Below are 23,881 nucleotides of genomic sequence, written 5' to 3'. Positions count from 1 at the left end.
TTCCTTGGTGAGTCTGGCGTCCTTGCGCATGTCGTCCTGCGAGCCGTGATGAATGAGGCGATCGGGCAGCCCGTAATTCAGCATGCGTACGGCACTCCCTTCGGCGGCTAAAAACTCGTTCACGGCGCTGCCGGCACCGCCCTGCACCACGTTTTCCTCCACTGTCACGAGCAGGTCATGGCTGGCGGCGATCTGGCGCAGTAAATCGGCATCGAGCGGCTTGATGAAGCGCATGTCGACGACGGTGGCGTTCAACTCCTCGCCCGCCGCGAACGCCAGGGCCAGCGTGGTGCCGAATGACAGAATGGCAATATTCTTGCCCTTGCGGCGTACTTCCGCCTTGCCGATTGGCAGTGCCGTCATTTCCTTCTGCGGCTCGACGCCGGTGCCGCTGCCACGTGGGTAGCGTACGGCGGCGGGCTGATTCAGCGTGTAGCCGGTGTACAACATCTGCCGGCATTCGTTTTCGTCCGACGGCGCCATGACCACGATGTTCGGCAGGCAGCGCATGTAACTCAGGTCGTAGGAGCCGTTGTGCGTCGGCCCGTCGTTGCCGACGCAACCGGCGCGATCGATGGCGAACAGCACCGGCAATTTTTGCACGCAGACGTCGTGAATGAGTTGATCATAGGCGCGCTGCAGGAAGGTGGAATAAATCGCCACCACCGGCTTCAGGCCGTCACAGGCCATGCCGGCGGCCAGCGTCACCGCGTGCTGCTCGGCGATGGCGACGTCGAAATAGCGATCGGGGTGCTGCTTGTGGAACTTGACCAGACCGGAACCTTCGCGCATCGCCGGCGTGATGGCGACGAAGCGCTCGTCCTTGGCCGCCATGTCGCAACACCAGTCGCCGAAGACGTCGCTGAAGGTCGGCTTGGCCGCCTTGCTCGAGGCCTGGATGCCCATCTCCGGATCGAACGGCGAGGAGATGCCGTGGTATTTGACCGGATCGTTTTCGGCGGGCGCGTAGCCCTTGCCCTTCCTGGTGATGATGTGCAGCAGCCGCGGGCCCTTCATGTCGCGCAGGTTGCGCAGCATGTGGATGAGGGTCGGCAAATCGTGGCCGTCGATGGGGCCGAAGTAATTGAATCCGAATTCCTCGAACAGCGTGCCGGGCACAATGAGTCCCTTGACGTGCTCCTCGACGCGGCCCGCGAGTTCGCGCACGGAGGGCAGGCCGGCCAGCACCTTCTTGCCGCCTTCGCGCAGGGTCGTGTAAATCTTTCCGGAGAGCAGCTCGGCGAAACGGTTGGACAGCGCGCCCACGTTGGGCGAGATGGACATGTTGTTGTCGTTCAGGATTACCAGGAGATCGGCATCGAGATCGCCGGCATGGTTGAGCGCCTCAAAGGCCATCCCCGCGGTCAGGCCACCGTCGCCGATGATTGCCACCGACTTGCGGTTGCTGCCGGTCTTCTTCGCGGCGATGGCCATGCCGAGCGCGGCGCCGATGGAGGTGCTGGAGTGGCCGACGCCGAAAGTGTCGTACTCGCTCTCGTCGCGCCGGGGAAACGGCGCCAGCCCGCCCCATTTGCGGATCGACAGGATCTGATCGCGGCGGCCGGTGAGAATCTTGTGCGGATAGGCCTGATGCCCCACGTCCCACACCAGCCGATCATCCGGGGTGTTGTAGATGTAATGCAGGGCCACGGTCAGTTCGATGGTGCCCAGGCCCGCGGCAAAATGGCCGGTGCTCTTGCTGACCGATTCCAGCAGATATTGGCGCAGCTCGGCGGCCACCGGCAGCAGTTCCGACTCGCCCATCTGGCGAAGATCGGCGGGACTGTTGATGCGTGAAAGCAGCGGGAAACGGTTGGGATCGAGCATGCGTCCTGTTCCTAAAGGGCCGATCATTATGGATAGAGGATTGAACCTATGCAACCAATTGCACTCCATATCCGAACTGTCGACTTATAAGGTGCATGTGCCCCGTTCCATGCTCGACATTGGGGCAAGATTACAGTATTGTTATTCATGCACGATACAATAACCGCAATCCGTTGAACCTCCAGCAAAAAGAACGCAAAGGACTCTGACCGCATGGGCGTCCCGCTGATCCAGCAATATCGCGTTGCCAAGTACATCATTCAACAGAAACTGAAGAGGACTCCCCGCTATCCGCTCGTGCTGATGCTGGAGCCGCTGTTCCGCTGCAATCTGGCCTGCGCCGGCTGCGGCAAGATCGATTATCCCGACGAGATCCTCGACAAGCGGCTGTCCTTTGAGGAATGCATGCACGCCATCGATGAATGCGGCGCACCGATTGTGTCCATCGCCGGCGGCGAACCGCTCATTCACAAGGACATGGCGCGCATCGTGCGCGGTTTCATCGCCAAGAAAAAATTCGTCTATCTGTGCACCAACGCGCTGCTGCTGGAGCGCAAGATGGACGAGTATGCGCCCTCGCCTTATCTCACTTTTTCGATTCATCTCGACGGCAACCAGCACCGCCATGACACCTCCGTCTGCCGCGACGGCGTCTATGAAAAGTGCATCGAGGTCATCACGGAGGCCCGCCACCGCGGCTTCCGCGTGACCGTCAACTGCACATTGTTCCAGGGCGAGAATGCCCCGGAAGTGGCGGAATTCATGGATACCATGATGGCGCTGGGCGTGGAAGGCGTCACGCTGGCGCCGGGCTACAGCTACGAGCGCGCACCGCGCCAGGACGTGTTCCTGAAGAAGCAGGGCGCCAAACAGTTGTTCCGCGATATTTTCAATCTGGGCCGCGGTCGCAAGTGGCGCTTCAACCAGTCGAGCCTGTACCTCAACTTCCTCGCCGGCAACGAGACCTACCATTGCACGCCGTGGGGCAACCCGACGCGCAACGTCTTCGGCTGGCAGAAGCCCTGTTATCTCCTGGTCGGCGAAGGTTATGCCACCAGTTTCAGGGCGCTGCTGGAGGAAACCGAATGGCACAACTACGGCACCGGCAGAAATCCGAAGTGCGCCAATTGCATGGTGCATTCCGGCTTTGAGGCCACCGCCGTCAATGACACCTTCCGCAACCCGCTCAAGGCCCTCCGTGTCGCCTTGTTCGGCCCGAAGACCTCCGGCCCGATGGCGCCTGAACCGCCCACGACTTACGAAGATGAGAAAGACCGGCCACGGCTCAAGCTCGTCATCAAATCCGAGCCGGCGCGCAGTTGCGGCAGCAGCAAGCAGCAAGCCGCGGGTTAGAACTAAATATCTTATAGGGGGAAGGCTTCGCGCAGCCCGCGTCCGTAGATGCGGGTTTTTCGTTTCCATGGCCGACATCCTGTCTTTACTGCCCGCATTCATTGCCGGGCTCGTGATATGGCTGCTGCCGTGGCGGCCGTGGTCCACGCACGAGCGGCTGGACGCCGCACCGCCGCCCGAGCCGCCCGATTTGGGCGACATCACCGTCCTGATCCCGGCCCGCAACGAAGCGGCGGTCATTGGCCGCACGCTGGACGCACTCGCCGCGCAGGGCAGCAACTTGTCGGCCATCGTGATTGATGATCAATCCACGGACGGGACGGCGGCGACTGCCCGCCGCGCAGGCGGATTGAACCTGCGCGTCATCGCCGGGCAGCCGCTCCCGCCGGGCTGGAGCGGAAAATTATGGGCCCTGGAGCAGGGCCGCAGGCTGGTGCAAACACCGTTGATTTTATTGCTGGACGCCGACATCGCGCTCGCACCCGGCACATTGGCCACCCTGCGTGCCCATCAGCGTGATCGGCAACTGCAACTGGTCTCCCTGATGGCGCATCTGGGCATGGTGAGTTTCTGGGAAAAACTGCTGCTGCCGGCGTTCGTGTATTTTTTCAAGATGCTCTATCCCTTCGCGCTCGCCAACGGGCCGGGCCGCAGGCTGGCGGCGGCGGCCGGCGGCTGCATCCTGATTGAAGCCCGCGCCTTGAACGATCTCGGCGGATTTGCGGCCCTGCAGGAGGCGCTGATCGATGACTGCACGCTGGCGTCCAGAATCAAGGCCGCCGGCGGCAGGACATGGGTGGGTCTCACCCATTCGGCGCGCAGCCTGCGCCGCTACATCCATTTGCACGTGATCTGGGACATGGTGGCCCGCAGCGCGTACACCCAGTTACGCTACTCGCCATTGTTACTGGCCTTATGCGCGCTGCTCATGGGTGGCGTCTACCTGCTGCCGGCGGCGATGCTGCTGGCGGGCGCGCATGTCACTACCGCCATGCTGGCCTTCGGCCTGACCGCCAGCCCCTATCTCCCCACGTTGCGGTATTACCAACAATCGCCGCTCTGGGCGCTGGCCATGCCCGGCATTGCCGCCTTGTTCCTCGCCATGACCATCAGCTCGGCCTGGCGATATCACCGGGGGGTGCGTTCGCTATGGAAGGATCGCATCTACGGCCGGTAAGCTGTGAACTGTGAACTTTTTCTCATTGTGGTGGCTCTACCGGCTTCCTCATAACTTATTCAGCGGATTCTCATCTAATGGTCAGTATGCTAATTTCGCGTATGGAGGCGTTTTCCACCGATGATGTTTAAAAAATTCCTGTCCTCAAGCCTGCTCTTTCTCGCCGCCGTGTGGTTCGCCCCGAGCAGCCCCGCCGCCGCCGAACAACCACAGAACGAAGCCAAGCAAGTCGTTGAAAAGCTTCATGAAGCTCTGATCGATGTCATGAAACACTCGGGCCAGCTGGGATATCAGGGCCGGCTGGATAATCTGACGCCGGTCGTGCAAGGCAGTTTTGATTTTCCGGCCATCGCCAAGATCATCGTGGGCCGCTATTGGGGGGGGCTAAGCGATCAGGATCATCAGACATTCCTGGACACCTTCACGCGCCTCAGCACCGCCACTTATGCCTCCCGCTTCGACAGCTATGGGGGTGAATCCTTCCGCACCCTGAGCGTGGAGCCGCAGCCCGGCGGGGATATTCTGGTCAAAACCGAATTGGTGCAGTCGGATGGCACCGTGGTCAAGTTGGATTATATCGTGCGCCCCTCGGACAATGGCCAATGGCGGATCCTGAACGTCATCGCCGACGGGGTCAGCGACCTGTCGCTGAAACACGCCGATTACACCGCCGTGATTAAAAATGAGGGGTACCCTGCACTTATTGCCCGATTGAATGATAAGATAAGCAAGTATGCCCAGCCGGCCGGCAAGTGAGGTTCAACGGATGGCGCGGGCGGTAATAAAAAGTTAAGAACTTTTTGGCAGGCTACGGGGAAATGAGCGTGATGACTTTGGACAAGCAGGCTGCCCGCACAGGCGTGGGGGCGGGGGGATTGTTGATCGTTGCGTTTCTTGCCGGTTGCAACACCGATCCAACGACCAACAGTGGCGATGATTTTGAGGGCATGAACCGCGCGTTCTACAACTTCAATGACGGCCTTGACAGGCACATCATCAAGCCGGTGGCGGAGGAGTACGTCAAGGTCACGCCGCAGATCATACGCACCGGCGTGACGCATTTCTTTGACAACATGGGTTATCCAAACGTCATCGCCAACGACATACTGCAAGGGAAACTGAAACAGGCGTGGGACGACACCGGCCGCTTCATCACCAACAGCACGATCGGCATCGGCGGATTGTTTGATCCCGCGAGCGGTTCCGGCTTGATCAAGCACGACGAGGACCTGGGACAAACCTTCGGAAAATGGGGCGCGGGCGAAGGCGCTTATCTCGTGCTGCCGCTGGCCGGACCCAATTCGGTGCGCGATGCCCCTGATTTATTTACCAGCGCATTATTGAGCCCGCTGTACTACGCCAGTTTCGCGGTGACCTTCCCGGTGGGCGCCCTGAACGCCATCAACACGCGCGCGAATCTCCTTGATGCCACGCGCATACGTGACGAAGCCGCGCTTGATCCCTACAGCTTCACCCGCGAGGCTTACCGGCAGAACCGGATCTACAAGATCTATGACGGCAATCCGCCCGTCAAAGTGGAAGAGGAAAACCTCGATCAAGGCGAGACGGGTGTGCTTCACGTGTATTGATTTCCACTGCTTCGTGCAAGACTAAAGACGGCGGGATATCCCGCCGTCTTTGTTTTTACGGGCGGAAAATTCGGGGGATGGTCGGGGTGACACGATTCGACAATTTCGCCGGGAGCGAAATTGTACGCGCGAAGCGACCGCACAAGCGGCGCGGCACAGGATGTGCCGCGTAAACGTGCGACACCTTGACCGCGCAAGCGGTCCGGCTTCCATGCGCGACGAAGTGCGGGAAATGAGGGATTGGTCGGGGTGACACGATTCGAACGTGCGACACCTAGCTCCCGAAGCTAGTGCTCTACCAGGCTGAGCTACACCCCGAAGACGTCAGTATCGCCGCCCGGTGGCGGAGCCGGCGTGACAAGGAGAAACCTGGTCAGCGCCTTGGCCAGAGCGGGCGGGCAGTGTACGCGATAGCCTTCATGGATTCAACGACGATACCGGCGTCTTGACAGACCGCATCAACGAAGACTGAGCGTGGCAATGGCCACGCCGCCCTCCGGCGAGGGTTCGACGGTAAATCCGCAGTGTTTCGCAAGCGCGATCATTCCATAATTGATGCTGAGAATCTGACCCGTCATCACCCCCGTGCCGCGCTCGCGGACATAACGGATTATCTTTTCCATCAGCGCGCGCCCCAAGCCCTTTTTCTGGTAGTCCGGACGGATGATGACGGCAAATTCCGCCTCGGTGTTGTCGGCATGGGTGATGGCACGGACGACTCCCAGCGTTTCACCCTCGCCGTCGATGGTCCGGGTGGCGATGAACGCCATTTCGCGGTCGTAATCAATTTGCGTATACCGGGCCAGTTGGGCGTGGCTCATTTCGCGAATGTGATTGAAGAAACGATAATAAATATCCTCCGGCCGCAATTTCTCGAACAGGCGACGGTGCGCGGGTTCATCCTCCGGCCGTATCGGCCTGATTAAAAATTTTTCGCCGTCATCCAGGGTCAGGGTCTCCTCAAGCTCGCGCGGATAAGGCCGGATGGCCAGGCGCTGCACGCCCGAACCTTGCGCCGGCCGCACACGGATGCGCGCGTCAAGAGCAACGACGCCCTTTTCGTCCGCCAGCAGCGGGTTGATGTCGATTTCAACGATCTCCGGGCGGTCGATAATCATCTGCGAGAGACGCACCAGGCTCAGTGCTATCGCCTCCAGGTTCGCGGCAGCGCGGTGGCGATAGCCGCGCAACAGGCGGTACACGCGCGTGCGCTGCATGAGGTCGTGCGCCAGATGCATGTTGAGGGGGGGCAAGGCAATGGCCGTGTCAGCCAATACCTCCACCGCCGTGCCGCCATCACCGAACAACATCACCGGTCCGAAAACATTGTCCACCGTCATGCCCAGAATGAGTTCGCGCGCGGTGACGCGGCTGACCATGCGCTGAATCGAAAAGCCGTCCACGCGCGCCGCCGGCTTCGACGCCCGGACACGCGCCAGCATCCCCTCGGCGGCCAGTTTCACCGCCGGTGCGGAATCCAGGTCCAGCGCCACGCCGCCCACGTCGGATTTATGGCTGATGTCCCGCGACAGAATCTTGAGCGCAACGGGATAACCCATCCGCTCCGCCAGGGCGACGGCGGATTCCACATCGGCGGCGTGATGGGTCTCCACGACCGGGAAACGATAGGCCGTGAGCATCTGTTTCGCCTCGATTTCCGTCAGCACTTCACGGCCGGAAGTCAACGCGTCTCTGATAATCCTGGAGACGGCAGCGATATCCGGCGACCAGTCTTCGGGCGGCCAGACCGGTGTCTGGCTCAGGTTTTCCTGCGTGCGCCGGTACTCGCACCAGGTGAGGAAGGCATGCAGGGCTGCGTGCGGCGTGGCGTAGGCGGGAATCCCGGCCTGTTCAAATGCGCTGCGGGCCGCCGCCGCCGTGGATTCCCCCATCCAGCAGGCGAATACCGGAATGGGCGAGCGGACGGCGACTTCCTTCACGGCCTGCCCGGCGTCGGCACTGGAAACGAGGGCCGTGGGGACGTTGACGGCCATGACGGCATCGACATCTGGATCGCCGATCACGATGTCCAGCGCCGACTGATAGCGCTGCGCATCCGCGTCGCCGACGATATCCACCGGATTCGCCCTCGACCATGCCGCCGGAAGCACGGCATCCAGCTTCTGGATGGTGGCCGGCGAGAGCGGTGCCAGCGTCCCGCCCTGTGTGATCAGGGCATCGGCGGCCAGAACGCCGGGCCCACCACCGTTGGTGACGATGGCCAGGCGATCGCCATCGGGCAGGTGCTTGCACAGTGCCAGCGCCTCCGCGGCGTCGAACAACGTCTCGATGGAATCGACCAGCACAATGCCGGCGCGCCGTAACGCGCTTTCGAAGACTTCATAGCTCCCTGTCATCGCGCCGGTGTGCGACAACGCGGCCCTGGCGCCGGCCGCGCTGCGGCCGGCCTTGATCGCGATCACCGGCTTGTCGCGGGCGATTGCACGCGCCGCGGAGAGGAATTTGCGCGGGGCGGTCACCGATTCCACATAAAGCAACGCGCCATGCGTGGTGCCATCGCTGCCCAGAAAATCCAGAAGATCGCCGAAGTCCACGTCCACCATGTCGCCGAGCGAAACGACGTGGCTGAAGCCCACGTCGTTGGCGCGGGCCCAATCGATCACTGCCGTGCACAACGCGCCGGATTGCGCGATAAAGGCCATGTGGCCGGTCATGGCGTCCACATGCGAGAAGCTGGCGTTCAGCCCGATGTGGGGGTTCAGATGACCGATGCAATTCGGGCCCAGCAGCCGCAGACCGTGGGGCTGGGCCGCCAGCAACAATTCACGCCGCGTTGGAGAAGCGCCACCGGTTTCATGAAATCCGGCGCTCAAAACCACCGCCGCCCGCGTGCCCCGTTCTCCCAGCGCGGAAATCAGCGCCGGCACGGTGGCCGCCGGCGTGCAGATTACCGCCAGTTCCGGCACCTCCGGCAACGCCGCGACGTCCGCATAGGCGCGCCGGCCCGCGACACTCTCATATTTTGGATTGACAGGATGAATGGGGCCCTTGAACCCGCCGCGCAACAGGTTGTTCATGACCACGGTGCCAACGCTGCCGGGATGGTCGGAGGCGCCAATCAGCGTGATGGATTTCGGCGACAGCAATTGGTGGAGATTCAGAGTGCTCATACGGCATCAATCGCAATACGCGACGGCATTCGGCGCCACAGACTGAGACACGCCCGCGACGTACGGCGTTCCCGCAGTTCGCTACAAACTGCGATTGACCGTGAACTCAGCCAGCGCGCGCAGCGCCTCGCGATCCGCGGAAGGCGGCAATACTTCCAGTGATCGCACCGCCTCCTGTGCCTCGGTGCGCGCGAGCCCGGCGGCATGGGCGATGGCCCCCGTGGATTCGATGGCGGCGGTGATGGCCGCGATGTTTTCCCGTCCACCCTGCTTGATGGCCGTGCGCAACGTCTGCGCCTGCGCAGGCTTGCTGTGCCAGAGGGCGTGCAGCAGCGGCAGGGTGGGTTTGCCCTCGGCCAGATCGTCGCCAACGTTTTTGCCGCACACTTCCGGCGAGCCGCTGTAGTCCAACACGTCATCGATGAGCTGATAGGCGATGCCCACGTGCCTGCCATAGGCCGCCAGCGCCGCCTCCACCCCCATCCCCCGCCCTGTCAGCACGGCGCCGAGTTGCGCGGCAGCCTCGAAGAGCTTGGCGGTCTTGGCGGTGATGACCGCGAAATACTGTTCGCGCGTGGTGTCCGGGTTGCGACGATTGGCGAGCTGCATGACCTCGCCGGCGGCGATGGTGTTGGTGGCATCGGCCAGCACCGACATGACGCGCATGTCGTTGACGCCGACCATCATCTGGAACGCCCGTGAATAAAGAAAATCTCCGACCAGCACGGACGCCGAATTGCCCCACAGGTGGTTGGCTGTCTGCCGCCCGCGCCGCAGTTCCGAGGCATCCACCACGTCATCATGCAGCAGCGTCGCGGTGTGGATGAATTCGACGATGGCGGCGAGCGTGACATGCTGGCTGCCCCGGTAACCGCAGGCGCGCGCGGCGAGCAGCGCGATGGCCGGCCGCAATCGTTTGCCGCCGCTGTTGATGATGTGGTGCGCGAGCTTGTCGATGAGCGGCACCTCGGAATAGAGTGAGGCTTCGATCAACTGGTTGACTGCGGCCATGTCCGGGGCCAGCAGCGCACGCACCTCCTCCAGCCCCTGGCTTTCGGAAACAGGAATGGGGCTCAAACCATGAACGGCGGTCGTACGGGCTTTGGCGCGCATGAGTGTTGTTAGAATATCACTTTACGGCGCGATCGGCGGCAAGTCTGGATAATATCGAAGGGCGAATGTCAGCTGGTGATTTGTTCATGCTTCGATACCTCGGCACGAACGGCATCTGTTAAAATTCTTGAAGGATTCCCCTGAATCATGGCGCTGCCGGCGCCCTCCGCTCGATACGGAAGGTAAAGTGGCTCGGCAATATTTCAAGATGATGAACCAGCCGGAACGAGCGATGGTGGGCCTGGTGCGATTCGAATAACTTCACGACCCGTTCCAGTGAAAAATCCTGGATATGTGTCACCGCCGGGCAGAAATCGTGCAGCGGGATCTCCGCATACATAATCGTCCCCTCCCTGGCACAGCGAAGCATCTCGCTCATGCACGCATGCAGCGAGGCATCGCTCAAATGCTCAAAGACGTCGAACACGAGAAAGAAATCAAACGCGCCATCGGCGTAAGGCAGGCGGGTGACATTGCCGCGATGAACGCTGACATGCTCCGCGATCCCCGCGCGGTCCGCGAATCCCGTCAGCCGCCGCAGGTCATCGGCACCGTAATCGCAGCCGACGAGATGCCTGTTCACGTAATCGCGCAGGCTCAGTGACGCACGACCCCAGCCGCAGCCGAGATCGCAGCCCAGCAGTTCCTTTTTTCCATCCTGTGGCAGAAAAGGGTTCAGATAGAGCTCGGGGAATGTCAGGCACAGTGCGCGTTGCCAGTATGCGGTGGCCGTTTGCAGCCGCGTTTCGCGGTCATGATGATCGGCTTCGCTGCGGATTGGCGGGGGGAGCCAGTCACATACATTGATTGCATCCGGCGGGGCAAAACCGACGATATCGTACAGAATGCCGCTGAACAGCGGCCAGCGCCACAGCGCGGCCGTCTGCCTATCGCCACTGATCTTCAAATTTGGGAGGATACCACAAGCTTCAAGCTCCCGACAGGAAACAGAGATGCGCTCAACCCCCATCTTTTCGACAATAGTGGCGACATTTAAACCAAACTCCTCGTAGGGGCGGTGGAAATAATCGGCAACGGCTGCCAACAGAGAGAGCAGGCCCGGATGCCGGCGTTCAAGATAAAGAATATTCGCCGGTATCTGCATCAAGATAGTGACCGTCCCGCCGGCTCTATAATTGCCACTAGAATAACACCCCGGGGCGCCCCGACAGGCGGACTGCATGTGGGTTGTGTTTGGTCACTGAATTCCGTAGAATCGCGCCCCTTGATTTGAGTTCGATGGCCGAAACACTTTGGAGTTTAAAGAGTTATGTACGCGGTGATTAAAACGGGCGGCAAACAGTACAAGGTCGCCGAGGGCGATACCCTGAAGGTGGAATTGCTGCCCGCCGAGGCGGGCGCCAGCGTCGACATCGGCGAGGTGCTGATGATCGTCGACGGCGACAAGGTGGCGGTGGGCGCGCCGGTTATTGCGGGCGCCAAGGTGTCCGCCAAGGTCGTGAGCCATGGCCGCGGCAAGAAGATCCGCGTCATCAAGTTCCGCCGCCGCAAGCATTACCGCAAGCAGATGGGCCACCGGCAGCACTACACCACGCTGCAGATCACCAAGATTCAGGCCGGCGGGTAAACCGCGCCCCGGTAACAGGAGACAGTCATGGCACACAAGAAGGCAGGCGGCAGCACGCGCAACGGCCGCGACTCCCAGGCAAAACGGCTGGGTGTGAAGCATTTCGGCGGCGAGGCCGTGAAGGCCGGCAACATCATCGTGCGCCAGCGCGGCACGCAATACCGGGTCGGCGAGAACGTCGGCCTCGGCCGCGATCACACGCTGTTCGCCAAGGTAAACGGCCACGTCGAGTTCACGACACGCGGACACAAGGCCCGTACTTATGTGAATGTCCGTCCGGCCTGACGGCCATTACTCACTTCACCATAAAAACCCCGTCGCTGACGGGGTTTTTTGTTTGTGGGGGGCGCGTCTCGCACATGCGCGGATTTTTGAGACAGGTCCTACGATGAAATTCATTGATGAGGCGATCATCCGCGTCGAGGCCGGCAAGGGCGGCGACGGTTGCATGAGCTTCCGCCGCGAGAAGTACGTCCCGCGCGGCGGGCCGGACGGCGGCGATGGCGGCGCCGGCGGCAGCATTTATCTCATCGCCGACGAGGGCAAAAACACGCTGGTGGATTTCCGTTACGAGCGCCTGTTCCGCGCCAGGAGCGGCGGCAATGGCATGGGCAAGCAATGTTCCGGCCGCGCCGGCGGGGACCTGTTGATCCGGGTGCCGATCGGAACCGTGGTGTACGACACCGGCACCGATGAATCGCTGGGCGATCTGACCAAATCCGGCGACCGGCTGCTGGTCGCGCGCGGCGGACGTTTCGGCCTCGGCAACATGAATTTCAAGAGCAGCACCAACCGTGCCCCGCGCAAAACCACCCCGGGCGAGCCCGGCGAGGCGCGCGATCTCAAGCTGGAATTGCGGCTGCTGGCGGACGTCGGCGTGGTGGGCATGCCCAACGCCGGCAAGTCCTCGCTCATCCGCGCGGTGTCGGCGGCGCGGCCCAAGGTGGCCGACTACCCGTTCTCGACGCTGCATCCGAGCCTCGGCGTGGTGCGCACGGGCGCGGATCAGAGCTTCGTCATCGCCGACATACCGGGGATCATCGAGGGCGCCGCCGAGGGCGCGGGCCTGGGCGTCCAGTTCCTGCGCCACGTGCAGCGCACGCGGCTGCTGCTGCACCTGCTGGACGCCAGCACGGTCGATCCCGGCCGCGATCCGGCGCACGAGTTCAAAACAGTGCAAAATGAGCTCAAGAAATACAGTCGGGAACTGTCGAAGCGCGAGCGCTGGCTGGTGTTGAACAAGATCGACCTGCTGGCGCCGTCCGAACGCAGGGCGCACTGCCGCAAGATCGTGAAGGACGCCGGCTGGAAAGGGCCGGTGCACGCCGTGTCGGCATTGACCGGCGAAGGCTGCATGGAATTGATGCGCAAGGTGCAAACGTATCTGGAACAGTCGGGCAGGGCCGAAAAGGAACAGACCTCATGAAGACCCGCGAACAATTGAGCGCCTGCCGCCGCTGGGTCATCAAGATCGGCAGCGCGCTCGCCACGCACGAAGGCCGGGGGCTGCGCGCGGAATCCATCGACGCCTGGGTCGCGCAGGCGGCGGCATTATTGCGCGAGGGCCACGAAGTGGTGCTGGTCACCTCCGGGTCGGTTGCGGAAGGCGTCGCGCGGCTGGGCTGGAAGCAACGGCCGCACGCGCTGCATGAATTACAGGCGGCGGCGGCCGTCGGCCAGATGGGATTGGTGCAGGCCTATGAATCGGGTTTCAAGCGCCACGGCATACGCACGGCGCAGGTGTTGCTGACGCACGAGGACCTGGCCAACCGCCAGCGCTACCTGAACGCCTGCAGCACGCTGCGGACGCTGCTCAAACTGCAAGTCGTCCCGGTCATCAATGAAAATGACACCGTCGCCACCGAGGAGATCAAACTCGGCGACAACGACACGCTGGCGGCGCTGGTGGCCAACCTGATTGAGGCGGACGTGCTGGTGATCCTGACCGACATCGCCGGACTGTACGACAGGGACCCGCGCCGGCATCCGGATGCCAGGCTCATCCCGGAAGCACGCGCCGGCGATCCGGCGCTGGAGCCGATGGCCGGCGAAGGCGGCCAGTGGGGCCGTGGCGGCATGCGCACCAAGGTGCGCGCCGCCAAGCTCGCGGCGCGTTCGGGTGCCGCGACCGTGATCGCCTCCGGTCAGGAGGTCGATGTGCTGAAACGGCTGGCGGCCGGCGAGGCCCTGGGCACGCTGCTGACCCCCACCGAGGCGCCGCTCGCGGCGCGCAAGCAGTGGCTGGGCAGCGGCCTCAAGGTACAGGGGAAATTGATACTCGATGCCGGTGCCGTGCGGGTATTGCGCGAACAGGGCCGCAGCCTGCTCGCGGTCGGAGTCAAGGACGTCGATGGGGATTTCGCCCGCGGCGCGCTGGTGGCCTGCCTCGACACCGGGGGCCGGGAGATTGCGCGCGGCCTGACGAATTATTCGGCGGTCGAGGCGCGCGCGATCAAGGGACTGGCCAGCGACAGGATCGAATCGGTGCTGGGGTACGCCTTCGAGCCGGAGCTGATACACCGCGACAACCTGGTATTAACCTAACAGGCCGTTCACACAAACAACAACGCCGCACTGAATGCGGCGTTTTTATTTACGAATGGCCGGAGATATCTCAGGCCAGGGCGCGGATGCGGGCGGTCAGACGTTGCTTGTGGCGCGCGGCCTTGTTGTCGTGGATCTGGCGTTTGGCGGCCAGCCGGTCGATCAGCGGCTCGGCGATTTTATAGGCGGCTTCCGCAGCCTTTTTGTTCTTTGAATCGATGGCGCGCACTACGCTCTTGAGGGTGGTGCGCAACTCGGAACGGCGGGCGGCGTTGTGCAGCCGGCGTTTCACCGACTGACGGGCCCGCTTGCGGGCGGATTTGATGTTGGCCAATGTACTGACTCCAAATAATTTTAAACTCGAACAAGGGAATCTTCAGCGTAAGCCGGAGGTTCCGCAGTGCAGGGACGCACTGCCATTTTTAATGATGATTTCGTCATTAAAAATGGAGGAAGGTAAAAACCGCGTTTTTGCCTTCCGAACTCTGGGAAGCCCCGGATGGGCTTATCCAGAGTGACAAAAATGGCGCGCAAATATGCGGGTTTCAGCAGTATTTGTCAATCAGGTATCATTGGCTGCCGTTGAGACCTGAATCAAGCGCCATTTTGTCCCCTCCCCCCATATCAAACTTACGCGAGGTCACGCCCTGAGCGCCCGATTGTTCCGATCCACCGCCGCGACCGGCTCGATGACACTGGTGTCGCGCATCTTCGGCTTCGCGCGCGACATGGTCATCGCCGGGCAGTTCGGCGCGAGCCTGTACGCCGACGCGTTCTTCGTCGCTTTTCGCATTCCCAACCTCTTCCGCCGCCTGTTTGCCGAGGGCTCCTTCTCGCAGGGCTTCGTGCCGGTGCTGGCGGAGTACAAGACCCAGCGCGGCCACGACGAGGTGCGGATGCTCGTGGATCGCGTGGCCGGCACGCTCGCCAGCGTATTGTTCCTGGTCACCGTCGTCTGCATGCTGGCGGCGCCGCTGTTTGTGGCCGTATTCGCGCCGGGATTCCTGAACCAGCCTGAAAAATACGCCGTGACGGCGGTGATGCTGCGCATCACCTTCCCCTACCTGCTGTTCATCTCGCTCGCCGCCTTTGCCGGCGCCATTCTCAACACATACAACCGGTTCAGCATCCCGGCCTTCACGCCGGTGTTTCTCAACGTGAGTCTCATACTGGCGGCGCTGCTGCTGTCGCCGCATTTCGCCCGGCCGGTGGTGGCGCTCGCCTGGGGCGTATCCATCGGCGGGCTGCTGCAACTCGCGTTTCAACTGCCGTTCCTGAAACAACTCGGATTGCTGCCCAGGCCGGTGGTGGCCTGGCATGACCCCGGCGTGCGGCGCATCCTGAAATTGATGGGGCCGGCGGTGTTCGGCGCCTCGGTGGCGCAGATCAATCTGATGTTCGACACGCTGCTGGCCTCGTTCCTTCAAACCGGCAGCGTCTCATGGCTGTATTACGCCGATCGGCTGCTGGAATTTCCACTGGGCGTGTTCGGCATCGCGCTCGCGACGGTCATCCTGCCGTCGCTGTCGGAACAGCACGCCGACGGCGACACCGCGCAATTCTCGCAACTGCTCGACTGGGCGCTGCGCTGGGTGTGCGTGATCACCATTCCGGCGGCCCTGGGCCTGATGCTGTTCGCGGCGCCGATGCTCTCCACGCTGTTCCAGTACGGCCGCATGTCCGAGCACGACGTGCTGATGTCCAGCTACGCCCTCACCGCCTACGCACCGGGGCTGATCGCCTTCACGCTGGTCAAGGTGCTGGCGCCGGCATATTACTCGCGCCACGACACGCGCACGCCGGTGCGCATCGGCCTCATCGCCATGTTCAGCAACATGGCGATGAACCTGATCATCATCTATCCCCTGTCGCGACTCGGCGTCGGCCACGTCGGTCTGGCGCTGGCCACCTGCCTGTCGGGTTTCCTCAACGCCAGCATGCTTTACCGGGGCCTGCACCGCGCCGGCGTTTATCGGCCCACGGCGGGATGGGCGCGGCTGGCAAGGCAATTGCTCATCGCCAACGCCATCATGGCGGTGGTGCTGCTGGTCGGTCGCGGTGAGCTGGATCGCTGGTCGGCGTGGTCACCGTGGCTGCGCGCCGCGAACCTGGGCGGCTGGATTGCCGCGGCCACCGCCATTTACGTGATGGTGCTGTGGCGCCTGGGCTGGCGCCTGAGGGATATGACCTCCACCCGCCCGCCGGTATAATTCGTTTTTACGCGGACGAAACCGGTTCCATGCGAGTAATCAGAGGCTTGCGCGGCCCGCGCGCTCCGGCGGCGGAGTGCGTGGCCACCATAGGTAATTTTGACGGGCTGCATCGCGGCCATCAGGCGGTGCTCACCCAGCTCGGTGCGATGGCGCGCCGCCTGCGGACGCTGGCGACGGCGGTGATCTTCGAACCGCAGCCGCGCGAATACTTTCAGGGTGGAACCGCGCCGGCACGCCTGTGCCGCTTGCGGGAAAAACTGTCGCTGCTGGGCGAACACGGCGTGGATCAAACACTGGCGCTGCGCTTCGATGCCGCGCTTGCCGGTTTGTCCGCGGAGGATTTTGCGGGCGACCTGGCGCGGCGGCTGAAGCTGCGTGGCGTGGTGATCGGCGATGATTTCCGCTTCGGCAAAAACCGCGCCGGCGATTATCCCCTGTTGCGGGCGGTGGGCGAGCGCAACGGTTTTGCGGTCGAAGCGGCGGCGACTTTCATGCTCGACGGCGTGCGCGTGAGCAGTTCGCGCGTGCGCGACGCACTGACCGCGGGCGACATGGAACAGGCGCGCCGGTGGCTGGGCCGTTATTACTCGATGGAAGGCCGCGTCATGCACGGCGAGAAGCGCGGCCGCACGCTGGGCTTCCCGACCGTGAACGTGGACCTGCACCGGCACGCGGCGCCGGTGTCCGGCATCTTTGCCGCGCGCGTGCACGGGCTCAAGGCGCGGGCGCTAAAGGCCATGGCCTATGTCGGCACGCGTCCGGCGGTGGGCGGCGCGCACACGGTCATGGAGGCGCACGTGTTCGGTTATGACGAAGACTGCTACGGCCGCCATCTGCGCATCGAATTCGTGCGCAAGCTGCGCGAGGACATGGCGCTGCCATCGCTGCAGGCCCTGCAGGCGCAGATGGAACGGGACGCGGAGGAGGCGCGGCGGGTGCTGGCCGCAACGGGAACGGGATAAGGGAACGGATCGTGGAAGACAAGACCAACAGGGACTACAAGGACACGCTCAACCTGCCGCGGACGGATTTTCCGATGCGCGGCAACCTGCCCGGGCGTGAGCCGCAGATCATCGCGCGCTGGCAGCAGATGAATCTCTATCAGGCCATCCGCGATGTCTGTCGCGGGCGGAAAAAATTCATCCTGCACGACGGTCCGCCGTACGCGAACGGCGACATCCACATCGGCCATGCCGTCAACAAAATCCTGAAAGACATCATCATCAAATCGAAGACCCTTGCCGGTTTCGACGCGCCCTACGTGCCGGGCTGGGACTGCCACGGCCTGCCCATCGAGCACCAGATCGAAAAACTGCACGGCAAAAAGCTGGCCGCCGACCGCGCGCGCGCGCTGTGCCGCGCCTACGCCGCCGAGCAGATCGAGCGGCAGAAAAAGGACTTCATCCGCCTGGGCGTGCTCGGCGACTGGGAGCATCCCTACAAGACCATGAACTTCCAGACCGAGGCCGACGAAATCCGCGCGCTGGGTGAAATGGTGGAGCGCGGCTATGTCTATCGCGGCCTGAAGCCGGTCAACTGGTGTTTCGACTGCGGCTCCGCGCTGGCCGAGGCCGAGGTCGAATATCAGGACAAAAAATCCCCCGCGATCGACGTCGGATTCCCGCTGGCGGAATCCGAACGCGGCAAACTCGCGCGTGCCTTCAAGCTCGCCAAGCTGCCGGACAAGCCGGTGTACGCGGTGATCTGGACCACCACGCCATGGACCATCCCCGCCAATCAGGCGCTCAACGTGCATCCGGACTTCGAATACGCCCTCGTCGAGACGTCCCGGGGAATATTGCTGCTCGCCGAGGAATTGCGCGCCGCGGTGCTGTACCGCTGCGGCCTGGAGGGCCGCGTGCTTGGCACCGCCAGGGGCGCGACTCTCGAACATATGCGCTTTCGCCATCCGTTTTACGACCGCGACGCGCCGGTGTATCTGGCGGAATACGTCGGCCTCGACACCGGCACCGGCATCGTGCATTGCGCGCCGGCCTACGGCATGGACGACTTCGAGTCCGGCCGCCGTTACGGCATCAAGACCGACGACATCATCGCGCCGGTGCAGGGCAACGGCCGCTTCGCCGGGTCGCTGCCGTTCTTCGGCGGCCTCAACGTGTGGAAGGCGAACGCCGCAATCATCGATAAAATCCGCGAGCAGGGAAATCTGTTCGCGGAGAGCGAAATCACGCACAGCTACATGCACTGCTGGCGGCACAAGACGCCGCTCATCTATCGCGCCACCTCGCAGTGGTTCGTCGGCATGGACAGGCTCGACACGCGCAGCGGCCCGACGCTGCGCGAGCAGGCGCTGGCGGCGGTCGAGGCCACGCGCTTTTACCCGGACTGGGGCAAGCCGCGGCTGCACGCGATGATCGCCAACCGCCCCGACTGGTGCATCTCCCGCCAGCGCAACTGGGGCGTGCCGATCCCGTTCTTCCTCGACAAAAACACCGGCGATCGGCACCCGCGCACACTGGAATTGCTGGAACAGGTCGCGCAGCGGGTGGAAAAGGAAGGCATCGAGGCGTGGTTCAAGCTCGATGCGGCGGAACTGCTCGGCGGCGAGGCGTCGCGATACGAAAAAATCAGCGACACGCTGGACGTGTGGTTCGATTCCGGCGTCACGCACCGGAGCGTGCTGCGCGGCCCGGGCAATCGGCAGTGGCCCGCCGATCTTTACCTTGAAGGCTCGGATCAGCACCGCGGCTGGTTCCACTCCTCGCTGCTGACCGGCTGCGCTCTGGACGGGCGCGCGCCTTATGATGCGCTGCTGACGCACGGCTTCGTCGTCGATGGCGGCGGCCACAAGATGTCCAAGTCGAAGGGCAATGTGATCGCGCCGCAGAAAGTCTCCGACACGCTGGGCGCCGAGATCCTGCGGCTGTGGGTGGCGGCGACCGATTACTCCGGCGAACTCTCGATCTCCGATGAAATCCTGAAACGGGTGGTGGAGGCCTATCGCCGCATCCGCAACACCGCGCGGTATCTGATCGGCAATCTTGGCGACTTCGATCCCGCGAGTCACAGCGTCGCCTTCGACGAGTTGCTGGCGCTGGATCGCTGGGCCGTGGACACTGCCCGGCAATTGCAGCGGCAAATCACCGCCGCCTACGCGGATTATCAATTCCATCTCATCTACCAGCAGGTGTACCAGTTCTGCGTGGTGGAGATGAGCAGCTTTTATCTCGACGTCATCAAGGACCGGCAATATACCTGCCGCCGCGACAGCCTGGCGCGGCGCTCGGCGCAGACCGCGATTCATCATGTCCTGGAGGTCATGACGCGCTGGCTGGCGCCGATCATGAGTTTCACGGCGGAGGAAATATGGGGCTACATGCCGGGCAAGCGCAGCGCCTCGGTGTTTCTGGAGACGTGGTACGACACCCCGCCGCGGAAACCCGACGCGACATTTCCGCCCGCCTTTTGGAATGAGCTGCTGCGCGTGCGTGAGGCGGTCTCCGGGGAACTGGAAAAGCTGCGCGTCGCGGGCGGCATCGGCAAGGCGCTGGAGGCGGAGGTCGATCTCTATTGCAGCCCGGAATTGCAGGCGTTGCTGTCGAAACTGGAGGATGAATTGAGGTTTGTATTCATCGTCTCCGACACCCGCTTGCATCCGATCGCGGAGAAACCGGCGGATGCCGTCGCGGCGGCGGGCATCGAGGGGCTGTGGATTCTCGTTTCGCCTTCCAAACATCCCAAGTGCGCGCGCTGCTGGCACCAGCGCGGCGACGTCGGCGCGAACGCCAGGCACCCGGCGCTGTGCGGCCGTTGCGTCACCAACGTCGAGGGGCCGGGCGAAGAACGCCGTTACGCGTGAACGCGCATGGGAAATAAGTTCATGAGGCGCTGGGTGACGCTTGCAGTAGTCGTCGTACTGCTGGATCAGTGGAGCAAGCACGAGATCGGTGTGTACTTTGCGCTCCAGGAACGAATGGTGCTGACGTCGTTTTTCAACATCACCCTGCTGCACAACGCCGGGGCCGCCTTCAGCATGCTGAACGAGGCCGGCGGCTGGCAGCGCTGGCTGTTCATGGCGCTGGCCGTGGGCGTGGCGGTGCTCATCCTGGCCTGGTTGAGGCGCCTGCCACGCCGGCTGGTCCTGCTGCCGCTGGGGCTGACCATGGTGCTGGGCGGCGCCGTGGGAAATTTAATCGACCGGAGCAGGCTGGGTTACGTGGTGGATTTCATCCAGGTACATTATCAGGACTGGTACTTCCCGGCCTTCAACCTGGCCGACTCCGCCATCACCCTGGGCGTGGCCCTGTTGCTCATCGATGCGTTCCGGGACCCGCCGGACACGGCGCGGAACACAGGTTTCGACTGATGCTTACGGTGGCAACACATACTGTGGGATAATGCGTTCGTGGAAATAATTTTAGCCAACCCCCGCGGCTTCTGCGCGGGCGTGGATCGCGCCATCGGCATCGTCGAGCGCGCGCTGGAGTTGTACGGCGCGCCGGTATACGTGCGCCATGAAGTGGTGCACAACAAATACGTCGTCGACGGCCTGCGCGAAAAGGGCGCGGTGTTCGTGGACGAATTGCATCAGGTGCCCGACGGCGCCACGGTCATTTTCAGCGCCCACGGCGTCGCCAAGTCCGTGCGCAACGAGGCGGCGCGCCGCAACCTGCGCGTGTTCGACGCCATCTGCCCGCTGGTGACCAAGGTGCACATGGAGGTCGGCCATTACCAGAAGGAAGGCCGCGAGTGCATCCTCATCGGCCACGCCGGCCATCCGGAGGTCGAGGGCACAATTGGCCAGTATCACCGCCGTGACGGCCGCGGCGGCATGTACCTGGTCGAGTCCGTCGATGACGTGAAGAACCTCAAGGTGAAGAATCCCGAATTTCTCTCCTTCGTCACCCAGACCACCCTGTCCATGGACGACACCGCCGAGATCATCGACACGTTGCGCGAACGCTTCCCGTCCATCGTCGGGCCGAAGAAGGAGGACATCTGCTACGCCACCCAGAACCGCCAGGACGCGGTGAAGAAACTGGTCAAGGAATGCGACATCATCCTGGTGGTGGGTTCGCAGACCAGCTCCAACTCCACGCGCCTGAAGGAAATCGCCGAGAAACAGGGCATCCCCTCCTACCTCATCGACAGCGCCGACGAAATCCGGCGCGAGTGGTTGAACGGCAAAAAACGCGTGGGCGTCACCGCCGGCGCCTCGGCGCCGGAAGTATTGGTGGAGCAGGTGGTGACCCGCCTGAAGGAATGGGGCGGGCATGCCATCAGCGAAGCCCCGGGCATCCGCGAACAGGTGGTCTTCAGCTTGCCGCGCGAGCTGGCCCGCGCCGTCTCCTGAACCTGAAAGTTTTTCAAACGCAGCAACACCGGGAATGCGTCTCCCGGCACATCCGACCTTTCAGCAGCATCCCCTGCAAGCGCCCTCATGAAGTGCATCATCGTTGGCGCGGGAATCATCGGCATGCTGGCGGCGCGCGAGCTGGCCGCCGCCGGCGCGAAAGTAACGCTCATCGAACGCAACGAGGCCGGCGGGCGGGGCTGCTCCTGGGCGGCGGGCGGCATGCTGATGCCGATGCATCCCTGGCGCTTCCCGGCATCGGGCTGGCCGCTGGTGGCGCAGGGCCAGCAGCTCTGGCCGGTGCTCTGCAAGGCGCTGCATCAGGAAACCGGCCTCGACCCGGAATGGATCGCCTCGGGCATGTTGATCGCGGACGCGGCGCCCGTTGCGGCATCACTGGCCTGGGCCGGGGCCGCCGGCATACAGGCCGCTCCCGCAACGGCCTGCGAGCAGGCGCCTCCCGGCCTTGATCTGGCCGGAGGCGTATGGTTGCCGGAGGCGGCGCAGGTGCGCAATCCGCGTCTGCTGCGCGCGCTGCGGCTCGCCCTGCCCAAGCAGGGCGTGGTTCTGCTGGAACGCACGCAGGTCTCAGGCGTGGTGATCAAGCATGGCCACATTGCCGGCGTGACGACGCCGGCGGGCGAATGCGCGGCGGAGCGTGTCGTGCTGGCCGCCGGCGCCTGGACCAGCAGCCTCCTGCCCGTGGCCTCCGCCCTGCCCCATATCCGGCCCGTGCGCGGACAGATGCTGCTGCTGCGGCCGGATCGTCCCCGGCTTGCGACCATCGTACTCAGGGGCGGCAACTACCTCATCCCGCGCCGCGACGGCCTGATCCTCGCCGGCTCGACCTCCGAGGAAGTGGGCTTCGATGAAACCGTGACGCCGGCGGTGGCGCGCTCGCTGCGTGATTTCGCGGCCAGCGTCCTGCCCGAACTGGCGCAGGCAAAAGTCATGTCGCAATGGGCCGGATTGCGGCCCGCGCTGGCGCGCGAACTGCCCCTCATCTGCGCCCATCCCGCCATCGCCGGCCTGTATATCGCCGGCGGCCATCACCGTCACGGCTACGCGCTGGCGCCCGGTTCCGCGCGCCTGCTGGCGGACCTGTTGCTGGGGCGACGGCCGGCCGTGGATCCGCATGCATACTGTCCGGCGGCGGCATAAGCTATACTTATCAATCTACAACCGGCTTCGGGGTAACCCGTATGGACAAGGCACTGATTACGGCACTGCTTGAGAAACATGACATCCTGCCCACGTCGCAGCGCGTGGAGATCGCGGCGCTGATGCTCTCCCAGCACCAGCACATGTCGGCGGATCAGGTGCTGGCGCACATCCGCGAAGGCGGAGAGACCGCCGTGTCCAAGGCCACCGTGTACAACACGTTGGGCCTGTTCGCGGAGAAGGGCCTGCTGCGCGAGGTGATCGTGGACCCGGCCAAGGTGTTCTACGACTCCAACACCAAGCCGCACCACCACTTTTACAACGTGGACGACGGCAGCCTGATCGATTTTGACGCCGCCGACTGCGCCATCAGCCAACTGCCGGAGCCGCCCGCCGGCACTGTCGCGGAAGGCGTGGAAGTCATCGTCCGCATCCGTCAAAACCGTCCCGCAACCGCAAACTGATCCGCCGTACCTTGCCGGTGTAGCTCAGTCGGTAGAGCAACTGATTCGTAATCAGTAGGTCCGCGGTTCGAGTCCGCGCGCCGGCACCATTAAATCAATAAGTTATGTAGTACCGATGGAAAACTATGCAGTGATGTAGACACTATGTAGACAGGCCGTCGAATAAATGTATGTCGGTAGTGTAAAGACACAAAGCGACCCAACGCGGACATTCGGGAGGGGTAAAGCTATGGTATCGAAGTCATGGCTGCTTTCAGCGATCTGCGTTTTCCTCACTGCCTGTTTCAGTGAGCCGACGACCGCTCAGACGAAGCAGGACTTACCCACAAGCATCCCAAATCTGAGCGGCTACGACAACGAAACGCGACAAACAATGGAGCTTGCTTGCGCTTTGGAAAAGACGAATG

General features: G+C 63.0%; 20 protein-coding genes and 2 tRNA genes. 16 read left to right on the top strand and 6 right to left on the bottom strand.

Annotated elements, in window-relative coordinates; all coding sequences use genetic code 11:
- Positions 1–1,827 (bottom strand): 1-deoxy-D-xylulose-5-phosphate synthase (gene dxs / locus VMH34_07785; protein ID HTT08675.1); only part of this gene is annotated, 1,827 nt, incomplete at its 3' end.
- 213 nt (positions 1,828–2,040) lie between these two features.
- Between dxs and hpnH the strand changes: the two genes are divergently transcribed.
- The 4 genes from hpnH (at position 2,041) to VMH34_07765 (ending at position 5,946) form a co-directional block, all read left to right on the top strand.
- Complete coding sequence (hpnH, locus tag VMH34_07780) at positions 2,041–3,180, top strand: adenosyl-hopene transferase HpnH (GenBank protein ID HTT08674.1); 1,140 nt, start codon at positions 2,041–2,043, stop codon at positions 3,178–3,180.
- 67 nt (positions 3,181–3,247) lie between these two features.
- Entirely contained in the window at positions 3,248–4,357 is a 1,110-nt protein-coding gene (locus VMH34_07775; GenBank protein ID HTT08673.1) for a glycosyltransferase, read from the top strand.
- A gap of 168 nt (positions 4,358–4,525) precedes the next feature.
- Complete coding sequence (locus tag VMH34_07770) at positions 4,526–5,113, top strand: ABC transporter substrate-binding protein (GenBank protein HTT08672.1); 588 nt, start codon at positions 4,526–4,528, stop codon at positions 5,111–5,113.
- 62 nt (positions 5,114–5,175) lie between these two features.
- On the top strand, positions 5,176–5,946 hold the full coding sequence (locus tag VMH34_07765; GenBank protein HTT08671.1) for a VacJ family lipoprotein: 771 nt from the start codon (positions 5,176–5,178) through the stop codon (positions 5,944–5,946).
- Between the two features lie 241 nt (positions 5,947–6,187).
- Here the strand turns inward: VMH34_07765 and VMH34_07760 are convergent.
- The 4 genes from VMH34_07760 to VMH34_07745 all read right to left on the bottom strand — a co-directional run bounded on the left by VMH34_07760 (position 6,188) and on the right by VMH34_07745 (position 11,295).
- A tRNA-Pro gene (locus VMH34_07760) sits at positions 6,188–6,264 on the bottom strand.
- 140 nt (positions 6,265–6,404) lie between these two features.
- On the bottom strand, positions 6,405–9,077 hold the full coding sequence (locus VMH34_07755; protein HTT08670.1) for a bifunctional acetate--CoA ligase family protein/GNAT family N-acetyltransferase: 2,673 nt from the start codon (positions 9,075–9,077) through the stop codon (positions 6,405–6,407).
- Positions 9,078–9,158: 81 nt separating this feature from the next.
- On the bottom strand, positions 9,159–10,088 hold the full coding sequence (locus tag VMH34_07750) for a polyprenyl synthetase family protein (GenBank protein ID HTT08669.1): 930 nt from the start codon (positions 10,086–10,088) through the stop codon (positions 9,159–9,161).
- Between the two features lie 247 nt (positions 10,089–10,335).
- On the bottom strand, positions 10,336–11,295 hold the full coding sequence (locus tag VMH34_07745) for a class I SAM-dependent methyltransferase (protein ID HTT08668.1): 960 nt from the start codon (positions 11,293–11,295) through the stop codon (positions 10,336–10,338).
- A 165-nt stretch (positions 11,296–11,460) separates the two neighbouring features.
- On the opposite strand from VMH34_07745, the gene rplU reads away from it, so the two are divergent.
- The 4 genes from rplU (at position 11,461) to proB (ending at position 14,322) form a co-directional block, all read left to right on the top strand.
- Complete coding sequence (gene rplU, locus VMH34_07740) at positions 11,461–11,778, top strand: 50S ribosomal protein L21 (protein ID HTT08667.1); 318 nt, start codon at positions 11,461–11,463, stop codon at positions 11,776–11,778.
- Positions 11,779–11,805: 27 nt separating this feature from the next.
- Positions 11,806–12,063: a 50S ribosomal protein L27 gene (gene rpmA, locus VMH34_07735; protein HTT08666.1), complete on the top strand. Its 258-nt coding sequence runs from the start codon at positions 11,806–11,808 to the stop codon at positions 12,061–12,063.
- Positions 12,064–12,166: 103 nt separating this feature from the next.
- Positions 12,167–13,204 (top strand): GTPase ObgE, encoded by a 1,038-nt coding sequence (obgE, locus tag VMH34_07730; GenBank protein ID HTT08665.1) that lies wholly within the window; start codon positions 12,167–12,169, stop codon positions 13,202–13,204.
- Positions 13,201–14,322 (top strand): glutamate 5-kinase, encoded by a 1,122-nt coding sequence (gene proB / locus VMH34_07725; GenBank protein HTT08664.1) that lies wholly within the window; start codon positions 13,201–13,203, stop codon positions 14,320–14,322. Before obgE ends, proB begins: the two co-directional genes overlap by 4 nt.
- A 70-nt stretch (positions 14,323–14,392) precedes the next feature.
- On the opposite strand, the gene rpsT is transcribed toward proB, so the two are convergent.
- A complete protein-coding gene (rpsT, locus tag VMH34_07720; protein ID HTT08663.1) occupies positions 14,393–14,656 on the bottom strand; it encodes a 30S ribosomal protein S20 in 264 nt (87 codons plus the stop codon).
- 325 nt (positions 14,657–14,981) lie between these two features.
- Here rpsT and murJ point away from each other — a divergent pair, with 325 nt between their 5' ends.
- The 8 genes from murJ (at position 14,982) to VMH34_07680 (ending at position 23,563) form a co-directional block, all read left to right on the top strand.
- Positions 14,982–16,532, top strand: a complete 1,551-nt coding sequence (gene murJ / locus VMH34_07715) for a murein biosynthesis integral membrane protein MurJ (protein HTT08662.1) — start codon at positions 14,982–14,984, stop codon at positions 16,530–16,532.
- Between the two features lie 29 nt (positions 16,533–16,561).
- Positions 16,562–17,497: a bifunctional riboflavin kinase/FAD synthetase gene (locus VMH34_07710; GenBank protein HTT08661.1), complete on the top strand. Its 936-nt coding sequence runs from the start codon at positions 16,562–16,564 to the stop codon at positions 17,495–17,497.
- Positions 17,498–17,571: 74 nt separating this feature from the next.
- Positions 17,572–20,355, top strand: coding sequence for an isoleucine--tRNA ligase (gene ileS, locus VMH34_07705; protein HTT08660.1), 2,784 nt, complete (start codon positions 17,572–17,574; stop codon positions 20,353–20,355).
- Positions 20,356–20,376: 21 nt separating this feature from the next.
- Positions 20,377–20,862, top strand: a complete 486-nt coding sequence (gene lspA, locus VMH34_07700) for a signal peptidase II (GenBank protein ID HTT08659.1) — start codon at positions 20,377–20,379, stop codon at positions 20,860–20,862.
- Positions 20,863–20,901: 39 nt separating this feature from the next.
- Positions 20,902–21,849: a 4-hydroxy-3-methylbut-2-enyl diphosphate reductase gene (ispH, locus tag VMH34_07695; GenBank protein HTT08658.1), complete on the top strand. Its 948-nt coding sequence runs from the start codon at positions 20,902–20,904 to the stop codon at positions 21,847–21,849.
- An 87-nt stretch (positions 21,850–21,936) separates the two neighbouring features.
- Positions 21,937–23,010: an FAD-dependent oxidoreductase gene (locus VMH34_07690; protein ID HTT08657.1), complete on the top strand. Its 1,074-nt coding sequence runs from the start codon at positions 21,937–21,939 to the stop codon at positions 23,008–23,010.
- A 41-nt stretch (positions 23,011–23,051) separates the two neighbouring features.
- On the top strand, positions 23,052–23,474 hold the full coding sequence (locus VMH34_07685) for a transcriptional repressor (GenBank protein ID HTT08656.1): 423 nt from the start codon (positions 23,052–23,054) through the stop codon (positions 23,472–23,474).
- 13 nt (positions 23,475–23,487) lie between these two features.
- Positions 23,488–23,563 (top strand) — tRNA-Thr (locus tag VMH34_07680).
- The last annotated feature ends 318 nt before the right edge of the window (positions 23,564–23,881 follow it).

It is taken from the genome of Gammaproteobacteria bacterium, assembly GCA_035501935.1.
Classification (GTDB): domain Bacteria; phylum Pseudomonadota; class Gammaproteobacteria; order JAJPIJ01; family JAJPIJ01; genus JAJPIJ01.
The sequence above is the reverse complement of the archived record's forward strand: the minus strand, read 5'-3'. Positions and strand labels throughout refer to the sequence as shown.

Coding starts and splice junctions, on each gene's coding strand:
- hpnH (HTT08674.1), top strand. CDS start 2,041: ATGGGCGTCCCGCTGATCCAGCAATATCGCGTTGCCAAGTACATCATT.
- VMH34_07775 (HTT08673.1), top strand. CDS start 3,248: ATGGCCGACATCCTGTCTTTACTGCCCGCATTCATTGCCGGGCTCGTG.
- VMH34_07765 (HTT08671.1), top strand. CDS start 5,176: ATGAGCGTGATGACTTTGGACAAGCAGGCTGCCCGCACAGGCGTGGGG.
- VMH34_07755 (HTT08670.1), bottom strand. CDS start 9,077: ATGAGCACTCTGAATCTCCACCAATTGCTGTCGCCGAAATCCATCACG.
- VMH34_07750 (HTT08669.1), bottom strand. CDS start 10,088: ATGGCCGCAGTCAACCAGTTGATCGAAGCCTCACTCTATTCCGAGGTG.
- VMH34_07745 (HTT08668.1), bottom strand. CDS start 11,295: ATGCAGATACCGGCGAATATTCTTTATCTTGAACGCCGGCATCCGGGC.
- rplU (HTT08667.1), top strand. CDS start 11,461: ATGTACGCGGTGATTAAAACGGGCGGCAAACAGTACAAGGTCGCCGAG.
- rpmA (HTT08666.1), top strand. CDS start 11,806: ATGGCACACAAGAAGGCAGGCGGCAGCACGCGCAACGGCCGCGACTCC.
- obgE (HTT08665.1), top strand. CDS start 12,167: ATGAAATTCATTGATGAGGCGATCATCCGCGTCGAGGCCGGCAAGGGC.
- proB (HTT08664.1), top strand. CDS start 13,201: ATGAAGACCCGCGAACAATTGAGCGCCTGCCGCCGCTGGGTCATCAAG.
- VMH34_07710 (HTT08661.1), top strand. CDS start 16,562: ATGCGAGTAATCAGAGGCTTGCGCGGCCCGCGCGCTCCGGCGGCGGAG.
- ileS (HTT08660.1), top strand. CDS start 17,572: ATGCGCGGCAACCTGCCCGGGCGTGAGCCGCAGATCATCGCGCGCTGG.
- lspA (HTT08659.1), top strand. CDS start 20,377: ATGAGGCGCTGGGTGACGCTTGCAGTAGTCGTCGTACTGCTGGATCAG.
- VMH34_07690 (HTT08657.1), top strand. CDS start 21,937: ATGAAGTGCATCATCGTTGGCGCGGGAATCATCGGCATGCTGGCGGCG.
- VMH34_07685 (HTT08656.1), top strand. CDS start 23,052: ATGGACAAGGCACTGATTACGGCACTGCTTGAGAAACATGACATCCTG.